Below are 8,874 nucleotides of genomic sequence, written 5' to 3'. Positions count from 1 at the left end.
GGCTCTGCCGCCCGCGCTCCCGCCGGCGCCGCCCGCCGGTTCGCCGGACGGCCCGCCGCCGCCGGGCGCGCCGGGCGCGGCCCCGCTGGACCACCTTCCGACGATGATCGTCGGCCAGGACCCGCCGGCACCGGCCCCGGCCCCGGCTCCGACCCCGGCGCCCGGACCGTCACCGGCACCCGCACCTGCACCTGCACCTGCGCCCGCACCCGCCGCGCTGCCGCCCGCCGCGTACGGCTATCCGCAGGGACCTCCGCAAGCCCAGCCGCCGTGGCAGCAGACCCCGCCCTACGGCCCGGGCGCGGTCGCGCTCGGCCCGCCGCAGCAGGATCCCCCGCGCCGGGGCCGCTCGACCGCGGCGCTGATCGCGGTCGCCCTGGTCGTCGCGCTCGGCGCCGGCGGTTCCGTGTACGCCCTGATGAAGGACGACGGCTCGGCCGAGGGCAAGGGGGGCGGCGGCGACCCCACGCCGACCGCCCAGCAGTCCGGCACGACGACCGACCCGGGCCCGCAGACGTCCGCTCCGCCGGCGTCGTCCGGCCCGGCCGAGTCCCCCTCGGACTCCCCGCAGGGCGGCGCGGGCGACATCCCGGCCCGTTTCCTGGGCACGTGGGAGGGCTCGATCGACAACAGCAGCGGGCACCACCCGCGCCGCATCGTCATCCAGCAGGGCTCCACCGGGGACACCGTCCTGTCGATGACGGCGGACGGCACGCAGGGCAACGGCGACCCGTACCACTGCGTCTTCCAGGGCGAGCTGACCTCGGCCAGCGAGTCGACGCTCCGCATCGGCACGACGGACCCGGTCGTGGCCGAGCCCGCGGACGCGTGCAGGGCCGGACAGCCCAGCACGATCACGCTGCTGCCCTCGGGCGCGCTGCGCCGCGTCATGGTCGACCTCGAGGGCAAGACGCAGAGCCTGACCTACGACAAGCAGGACTGACGGGACTGGTGACAGGGCCGACGGAACGACCGACGCCCCGGTCCGGTCGAGCGGAGCGGGGCGTCGGAGTGGGCCGCCGGGGCCCCGGGGCCACTGGGGCTCCGGGGTGCGCGGTCCGGCCGGTTCCTACAGGAACGAGTTGATCTCGATGGTCTCGGTGCGGCCGGGGCCGACGCCGATGGCGGAGATCGGTGCGCCGGACATGTCCTCGAGCGCCTTCACGTAGGCCTGCGCGTTCTTGGGGAGGTCCGCGAAGGTCTTGGCCTTCGTGATGTCCTCGGACCAGCCGGGCAGGGTCTCGTAGACCGGCTTCGCGTGGTGGAAGTCGGTCTGCGAGTACGGGAGCTCCTCGACGCGCTTGCCGTCGATCTCGTAGGCGACGCAGACGGGGATCTCCTCCCAGCCCGTGAGCACGTCGAGCTTGGTGAGGAAGAAGTCCGTCAGGCCGTTCACGCGGGTCGCGTAGCGGGCGATGACGGCGTCGAACCAGCCGCAGCGGCGGTCACGGCCGGTGGTGACACCGCGCTCGCCGCCGATGCGGCGCAGCGCCTCGCCGTCCTCGTCGAAGAGCTCCGTCGGGAACGGGCCGGCCCCGACACGGGTCGTGTACGCCTTGAGGATGCCGATGACCCGGCTGATCTTCGTCGGGCCCACGCCGGCACCGGTGCAGGCGCCGCCCGCGGTCGGGTTCGACGAGGTGACGAAGGGGTACGTGCCGTGGTCGATGTCGAGGAGCGTGCCCTGGCCGCCCTCGAACAGGACGACCTTGTCCTCGTCGAGCGCGTTGTTCAGGATCAGGGTCGTGTCGGCGACGTAGCCCTTGATCCGGTCCGCGTAACCGAGCAGCTCCTCGACGACCTGCTGCGTCTCGATGGCGCGCCGGTTGAAGACCTTGGTGAGGAGCTGGTTCTTGCCCTCGAGGGCCGCTTCGACCTTCTGGGTGAGGATCGACTCGTCGTAGAGGTCCTGGACGCGGATGCCGACGCGGTTGATCTTGTCCGCGTAGGTCGGGCCGATGCCGCGCCCCGTGGTGCCGATCTTGCGCTTGCCGAGGAAGCGTTCCGTCACCTTGTCGACGGTCACGTTGTACGGCGTGATGATGTGCGCGTTGCCGCTGATCAGGAGCTTGGACGTGTCGACGCCGCGCTCGTTCAGACCGCTCAGCTCGGAGAGCAGGACCGACGGGTCGACGACGACACCGTTACCGATGACCGGCGTGCAGTCCGGGGAGAGGATTCCGGAAGGGAGGAGGTGGAGCGCGTACTTCTGGTCGCCTACGACGACCGTGTGGCCGGCGTTGTTGCCGCCCTGGTAGCGCACCACGTAGTCCACGGACCCACCGAGCAGGTCGGTGGCCTTTCCCTTGCCTTCGTCACCCCACTGAGCACCGAGCAGCACAAGTGCGGGCACAGGCGTACACCCCTTCCGGGCGGGGCATGTCCAAGGTCAGAGGCCGCAGCCGCTGAAGTGCGTCACAGCCTTCGAGAACCTTGGGGTACCCCGGAATAGACGAAGCCCCTGGCGCAATAGCGCAAGGGGCTCTTGCACCAAGATGCTACCCGAGGAAGCGAGGCGGAGCCGAGGTGGCGGCTTTGGACCATCCGTCGGACCGTGTGGGCGAGGCGCTGTCGCGGCAGCTTCTGGTGCTCGTGGACCCCGCGGCGCGGCGTTCGGACGGGGAGTCGGTACGGATCGCGAAGGACGTCCTGAGCGCGGGCGCGACGGCGAAGGTGTGCCTGCCGGAGGGGCCGGAGGAGTTCGCGCGGGCGCTGGCCAGGCGGGGCGCCCGGCGCCCCGTGGTCGTGGGCGACGACCGGGCGCTGCTGCGGGCGGTGTCGCTCCTGCACCGGGAGCGTGAGCTGGGCGGGGCCGTGCTGTCGCTGGTGCCGGTGGGCAGCGCGGTGGGGCTCGCGCACGCGCTGGGGGTGCCGAGCGGGCCGGTCGCGGCGGCGCGGGCCGCGCTCGACGGGACGGAGCGCCGGCTCGACCTGCTGGTCGACGACAGCGACGGGGTGGTTCTCGGCGAGCTGCACATCCCGCCGGTCGGGCCGTCCTCCGCGCTGTCGGGGGCGGGTGGGTCCGCACGCCCGTTCCTGCGCACGTGCCGGTCGCTGGTGCGGGGGCTCGGGGGGCGCGGCGCGGCGCGGGCCGACGGGGAGCCGGGCGCGGCCGCCGGTGGCGCGGCGGCGCGGCTGCGGATCGAGGCGGACGGGGTGACGCTGGCGGATCTGGACGAGCCGGTGGACGCGGTGTCGCTGGGTGCGGGGGACGGGCTGGCCCGGGTCGAGGTGCGGTTCGGCGCCGGGGGCGGCGCGCGCCGCGAGGCGGTGCGGGTCGGGGCCCGGAGCGTGACCGTGTCGGGCGCGGACTTCCGCTACCGGGCCGACGCCGTGGTGTCCGGGCCGGTGCGCCGGAGGACCTGGGTGGTACGGGCGGGGGCCTGGTCACTGGCCCTGCCGTAGCCACCGGCAGGAGCGGACCAGGGCCCGGTCCTGGGCGGGCCATGGCCGGTCAGGGACGGGGCAAGGACTGGTCAGGGGCGGGACCCGGCCACCCGGCCAGAGAGGGACCAGGCCCGATCGGAGGGCGCGGCGGGCCACAGGATCAGGGGCGAGGAAAGGACCGGTCAGAGGCAGGGCCCGGCCATCGGCCAGAGACGGGACCAGGACCGGTCACAGGGCAGGAACAGGCCACCCGGACAGAGGCAGGACCAAGACCCGCCAGAAGCGGGACCAGGACCGGTCAGGGGCGGGGCCAGGGTCTGCCGTCGAGGCGTTCGATGGCGCGGTTCAGGCGGTGCAGGGACGCGGTGAACGTCGCGGCCTCGTCCTCGGTCCAGTCGTCGGTCAGGCCCTCGAGGATGCCCAGGTTGCGTGCCCGGTCGCCGCCGAGCGCCTGCTCGCCCTCGGCCGTAATCCGGAACTTGCGGGCGATGCCGCCGTCGGGGTCGGGGATCCGCTCGACGAGGTCCTGGCGCATCATCGCCGCGGTCTGCCGGTTGAGGGTCGAGGCGTCGAGGCCGGTCGCCTCGCTGAGCTGCCCGATCGACATCGGGCCGACCATCTGGATGCGGGTCAGCAGGATGTACGCGCTGCGGTCCAGGTTCCAGATCGTCATTCTGCCGCGGGACGCGAAGAGGTAGGCGTGCCGGTTGAACAGCATCGTCTCGAACTCGAGCTGCCGCATCGTCGCGTCCCGGTCCGTGGCCCCGGTGCCGCTCCCGGATCCTTCGTCCGGCGCCGCGTCCTGTCGTGCCGCCTCGCTCACCTCGGCCGCCCTTCCTCTACTCCGACCGCTCCATGCTAGGCATCGTGCGCACGCGGGCGGAGGGCGGCACAATCGCGGCCCGTCCCTGGTGGGACCGGGCGTCAGTCCAGGCCGAGCGTGCTGCGGTGCGCGCGCCAGCGGTCCATCATCCCGGCCAGCTCCAGCTGCATGAACTCGAAGAAGGCCAGGGTCTCGGCGATGCGCCGGCCGGCCGGGGTGCCGGGGCCGACGCTCTCGACGCCCTCGCGCAGGGCGTCCTCCCAGCGCTTGAGGATGCTGTCGCGGTTGCCCAGCGCCTCGTACCACTGGTTGCTGTGCACGCGGAAGAGGTCGCGGCGGGTGCCGGGCTCGCGCTCGCGCGTGACCATGTGCTGCTGCGTGAGGTAGCGCACCGCGCCGGAGACTGCGGCGGGGCTCACCGTGAGCCGCTCGCCGAGCTCGGCCGAGGTCAGCGCGCCGGAGTCGGAGGCTAGCAGCGCGGCGAAGATCCGGGCGGGCATCCGGGGCATGCCGGCCTCCACGAGCTGGCCCGCGAACCGTTCGACGAAGCGCGCGCGCAGGTCCGTGCCGTCCGCGTCCGCGGCTACAGCGCCAGCGGCCACCGCGTCCGCAGCCGCCACACCCTTGTCCGCCGCGCTGCCGCTGCCCGCCTCCGTCGCCATGTTCCGATCATCTCCCCTGCCGCGCTCTGCCCCGATGGCTCCCGCCTGACGTATCGAGTTTATACGCTTCCTTAACTTCACAAATTTGTGAAGTCCGCGTACGTTCAGAATCATGACGAAGGCGGAATCATGACGAAGGCAATCACGGTCTCCGGACTGCACAAGGCGTTCGGCCGGACCCAGGCCCTGGACGGCCTCGACCTCGACGTCGAGGCCGGCGAGGTGCACGGCTTCCTCGGGCCGAACGGCGCGGGCAAGTCCACCACCATCCGCGTCCTGCTCGGGCTCCTTCGCGCCGACTCGGGCGCGGTGCAGCTGCTCGGCCGCGACCCCTGGGACGACGCCGTCGCCCTGCACCGCAAGGTCGCGTACGTGCCCGGAGACGTCACCCTGTGGCGCAACCTCAGCGGCGGCGAGGTCATCGACCTCTACGGCCGGCTGCGCGGCGGCCTCGACGAGCGGCGCCGCGCCGACCTCGTCGAACGCTTCGAGCTCGACCCGACCAAGAAGGGCCGCACCTACTCCAAGGGCAACCGGCAGAAGGTCGCGCTCGTCGCCGCCTTCGCCGCCGCCGACGTCGACCTGCTCATCCTCGACGAACCCACCTCCGGGCTCGACCCGCTGATGGAGGAGGTGTTCCAGTCGTGCGTGCGGGAGGCCGCGCGGGAGCGCGGCCTGACCGTGCTGCTCTCGTCCCACATCCTCAGCGAGGTCGAGGAGCTGTGCGACCGGGTCAGCATCATCCGCAAGGGCGCCACCGTCGAGACCGGCTCGCTCGCCCAGCTGCGGCACCTCACCCGCACCAGCGTCACCGCCGAACTCGCCGAGGCCCCCGACGGACTGTCCGGCCTGCCCGGCGTGCACGGCCTTGACCTGCGCGCGGACGCGGGCGGCCCGGGACACCACGTGCGGCTCCAGGTCGACACCGACAAGCTCGGCGCCGTGCTGCGCACGCTCACCGCGTCCGGTGTGCGCTCGCTGACCAGCACACCGCCCACGCTCGAGGAGCTGTTCCTGCGCCACTACCAGGACGACGGGCACCGGGACGAAGGCCACCGCGCCGACGGGCACAGGGACGACGGGCGCCGGGACGGCACGGACGGCACCCGCACGCCGGAGGCGGCCCGATGACCGCCGTCGCGGCGGCCGCCCGGCGCGCACCGCGGACCGGAGGCAGCGCCCCGCTCGCCGGTACCGGCACCCTGCTGAGACTCGCCGTGCGCCGCGACCGCGTCATGCTGCCGGTGTGGGTGTACGTCGTGGCGCTGACCGTCGTCTCCATGCCGAAGACCGTGCAGGGCCTGTACGGGACGCAGGCCGAGCGGGCCGGCGTGCTGACGACGATGCGCACCAACAGCTCGCTGCGCGCGCTCTACGGACCGGCGCTCGACGACTCGCTCGGCGGCCTCACCGTGTGGCGCGTCGGGGCGTACGCGGCCGTGTTCGCGGCGGCGATGAGCCTGCTGCTCGTCGTACGGCACACCCGTGACGAGGAGGAGAGCGGGCGCCAGGAGATGGTGTCCGCGGCGATGGTCGGCCGGCGGGCGCCGCTCACGGCCGCGCTGCTGACCGCGCTGATCGCCAACGCGACGGTCGCCCTGATCATCACCGCCGGGATGACGGTCACCGCCGGGGACGGCTTCGCGGGCGCGCTCGCGCTCGGTCTCGCGACCGGCGGCGCGGGCATGGTGTTCGCGACGACGGCCGCGATCGTCGCCCAGTTCACCGAGAGCGCGCGGCTGGCCCGGGGCGTCACCGCCGGTCTGCTCGGCGCCGCGTTCGTCCTGCGGGCGGCCGGCGACGCGGGCTCCTCCCAGAACGAGTCGGTGCTGACCTGGCTGTCCCCGATCGGCTGGCTGGAGAACACCCGCGCCTACGCGGGCGAACGCTGGTGGGTGCTCCTGCTGTTCGCCGCGGCCGTGCTCGCGCAGGGCGCCGCGGCCTACGCCCTCGCCGGACGGCGCGACGTGGGCATGAGCTTCCTGCCGAGCCGGCCCGGTCCCGCGCGCGGCCGCCTCGGCTCGGCGGGCGGCCTGGCCCTGCGGCTCCAGCGCGGCAGCGTCATCGGCTGGTCGCTGGCCTTCCTCGCGTCCGGCGCCGTGCTCGGCGGCGTCACGAACGGCGCGACCGACCTCGTCGGCGGCAGCGCCGACACCCGGGAGATCATCGAGCGGATGGGCGGCCAGTCCGGACTGACGGACGCGTTCCTCGCCGCGATGGTCGGCATGCTCGGGATGGTCGCCTCCCTCTACGTCGTCCAGGCGGTCCTGCGGCTGCACGGCGAGGAGACCGGACAGCGGGCCGAGTCCGTCCTGACCGGCGCGGTCGGCCGGCTGCGCTGGGCGGCGGGCCACCTCGTGATCGCGTTCGGCGGAGCGGCCCTGATCCTGGTGCTCGGCGGACTCGGCCTGGCCGCCGGCTACGGGCACGACCTCGGCCCCGTCCTCGCCGCCTGCCTGGTCCAGCTGCCCGCGGTCTGGGTGCTCGGCTCGATCGCGGTACTGCTGTACGGGATCGCCCCGCAGGCCGCCCCCGCGGGCTGGGCGGCGGCCGGTGCGGCGCTGCTCCTCGGCTGGCTCGGCCCGGCCCTGAAGCTGCCGCAGGCGGTCATGAACCTGTCCCCCTTCGGCCATCTCCCCAAGCTCCCCGGCGGGGACATGACCTGGACACCGGTGCTCGTCCTGGTGGCGCTGGCGGCGCTGCTCACGGGGGCGGGGCTCGTGGCGCTGCGCCGCCGGGACCTGTCGAACTGACCCTCTGTCAGCTCCGTGAGCTCAGCAAGCTCCGTAAGCTCCGTCAGGGACGGTTCACACCTCGACGAGCAGCCCGGTCAGACCCCGCATCACGAAGTTCGGCCTGCGGGACGGCTCCGACACCACCCGCAGGCCGGGCGCCCGGGTCAGCAACGCCCGCATCGACGCCGCGAGTTCGACCCGGGCGAGCGGCGCGCCGATGCAGTAGTGGATGCCCGCACTGAAGGAGATGTGCGGGTTCTCCGCACGGGTCAGGTCGAGTCGGGACGGGTCCGGGAAGACCGCCGGGTCGTGGTTCGCGGAGCCGAACAGGAGCGCGACCTCGGAGCCCTTCGGGACGATCGTGCCGGCGATCTCGATGTCGTCCAGGACCCAGCGCTCGAAGAGCTGCAACGGGGTGTCGTAGCGCAGCAGTTCCTCGACCGCGGACGGGACCAGGGAGTGGTCGGCGCGCAGTCCTGCCAGCCGGTCGGGGTGCCGGAAGAGCGCCCACCAGCCGTTCACCGTCGCGTTGACCGTGGCCTCGTGACCGGCGTTGAGCAGCAGCACACACGTGGAGACCAGCTCCTGCCCGGTGAGCCGGTCGCCCTCGTCGTGGGCGGCGATGAGCCCCGAGATCAGGTCCTCGCCCGGGTCCCTGCGACGGACGGCGATCAGCTCGTCCAGGTACGCGGTGAACTCGACGGACGCCCGCACCGCCGCCCGCGCCGTCTCCTCCGGCGGATTCAGCTCGTACATCCCGCAGATCGCCGCCGACCAGGGGCGCAGCAGCGGGCGGTCGGACGCGGGGATGCCGAGCATCTCGGCGATGACGGCCACCGGCAGGGGCTCCGCGACCGCGGTCAGCAGGTCGCCGCCGCCCTCCGCGACGAGAGCGCCGACCAGCTCGTCGGCCAGCTTCTCCACGTACGGCCGCAGCCGCTCGACCGTGCGCGGGGTGAACGCCTTGGACACCAGTCGGCGGATGCGGGTGTGGTCCGGGGGCTCGAGATCGAGCATGCCGTGGTCGTTGAGCGTGTGGAACGGCTCGTGCGCGGCGGGCGGCGCCGTCCGGCCGAACTCCTCGTGCGTGTAGCGGTGCTGATAGGTGCGGCCCAGGCGGCGGTCGCGCAGCAGCGCGGAGACGTCCCCGTGGTGCGGCACCAGGTACTGCCCGGTGGGCGCGTAGTGGTGGACCCGGCCGGCGGCGCGGAGTTCCGCGTACGCGGGGTACGGGTCGGCCAGGAACTCCGGGGACCAGGGGTCGAAT

7 protein-coding genes and 1 pseudogene are annotated in these 8,874 nt (G+C 73.5%); 4 read left to right on the top strand and 4 right to left on the bottom strand.

Annotated features, from left to right (window positions below):
- Positions 1-943 (top strand): annotated as a pseudogene (locus GTW43_RS06690) (serine/threonine protein kinase); the annotation flags it as partial.
- Between the two features lie 126 nt (positions 944-1,069).
- Here GTW43_RS06690 and GTW43_RS06685 read toward each other — a convergent pair.
- Complete coding sequence (locus GTW43_RS06685; protein ID WP_161300697.1) at positions 1,070-2,353, bottom strand: adenylosuccinate synthase; 1,284 nt, start codon at positions 2,351-2,353, stop codon at positions 1,070-1,072.
- A gap of 182 nt (positions 2,354-2,535) precedes the next feature.
- Here GTW43_RS06685 and GTW43_RS06680 point away from each other — a divergent pair, with 182 nt between their 5' ends.
- Complete coding sequence (locus GTW43_RS06680) at positions 2,536-3,405, top strand: diacylglycerol kinase family protein (protein ID WP_202501131.1); 870 nt, start codon at positions 2,536-2,538, stop codon at positions 3,403-3,405.
- Between the two features lie 280 nt (positions 3,406-3,685).
- Here the strand turns inward: GTW43_RS06680 and GTW43_RS06675 are convergent, their stop codons facing one another.
- Together GTW43_RS06675 and GTW43_RS06670 are read right to left on the bottom strand one after the other, a co-directional pair.
- The gene (locus GTW43_RS06675) at positions 3,686-4,129 is read right to left on the bottom strand and encodes a MarR family winged helix-turn-helix transcriptional regulator (RefSeq protein WP_161300699.1); all 444 of its coding nucleotides are present in this window, start codon (positions 4,127-4,129) and stop codon (positions 3,686-3,688) included.
- Positions 4,130-4,311: 182 nt separating this feature from the next.
- The gene (locus GTW43_RS06670; protein ID WP_237536444.1) at positions 4,312-4,719 is read right to left on the bottom strand and encodes a helix-turn-helix domain-containing protein; all 408 of its coding nucleotides are present in this window, start codon (positions 4,717-4,719) and stop codon (positions 4,312-4,314) included.
- 282 nt (positions 4,720-5,001) lie between these two features.
- Here GTW43_RS06670 and GTW43_RS06665 point away from each other — a divergent pair, with 282 nt between their 5' ends.
- Both GTW43_RS06665 and GTW43_RS06660 read left to right on the top strand, forming a co-directional pair.
- The gene (locus GTW43_RS06665) at positions 5,002-6,003 is read left to right on the top strand and encodes an ABC transporter ATP-binding protein (protein ID WP_161300695.1); all 1,002 of its coding nucleotides are present in this window, start codon (positions 5,002-5,004) and stop codon (positions 6,001-6,003) included.
- On the top strand, positions 6,000-7,625 hold the full coding sequence (locus tag GTW43_RS06660) for an ABC transporter permease (RefSeq protein ID WP_161300694.1): 1,626 nt from the start codon (positions 6,000-6,002) through the stop codon (positions 7,623-7,625). The genes GTW43_RS06665 and GTW43_RS06660 overlap by 4 nt, the downstream gene beginning before the upstream one ends.
- A 54-nt stretch (positions 7,626-7,679) precedes the next feature.
- Here the strand turns inward: GTW43_RS06660 and GTW43_RS06655 are convergent.
- A partial coding sequence (locus tag GTW43_RS06655; protein ID WP_161300693.1) for a cytochrome P450 occupies positions 7,680-8,874 on the bottom strand: 1,195 nt, incomplete at its 5' end.

Source organism: Streptomyces sp. SID5785 (assembly GCF_009870065.1).
Lineage (GTDB): Bacteria > Actinomycetota > Actinomycetes > Streptomycetales > Streptomycetaceae > Streptomyces.
This window is presented reverse-complemented; position numbering and strand designations above follow the sequence as displayed.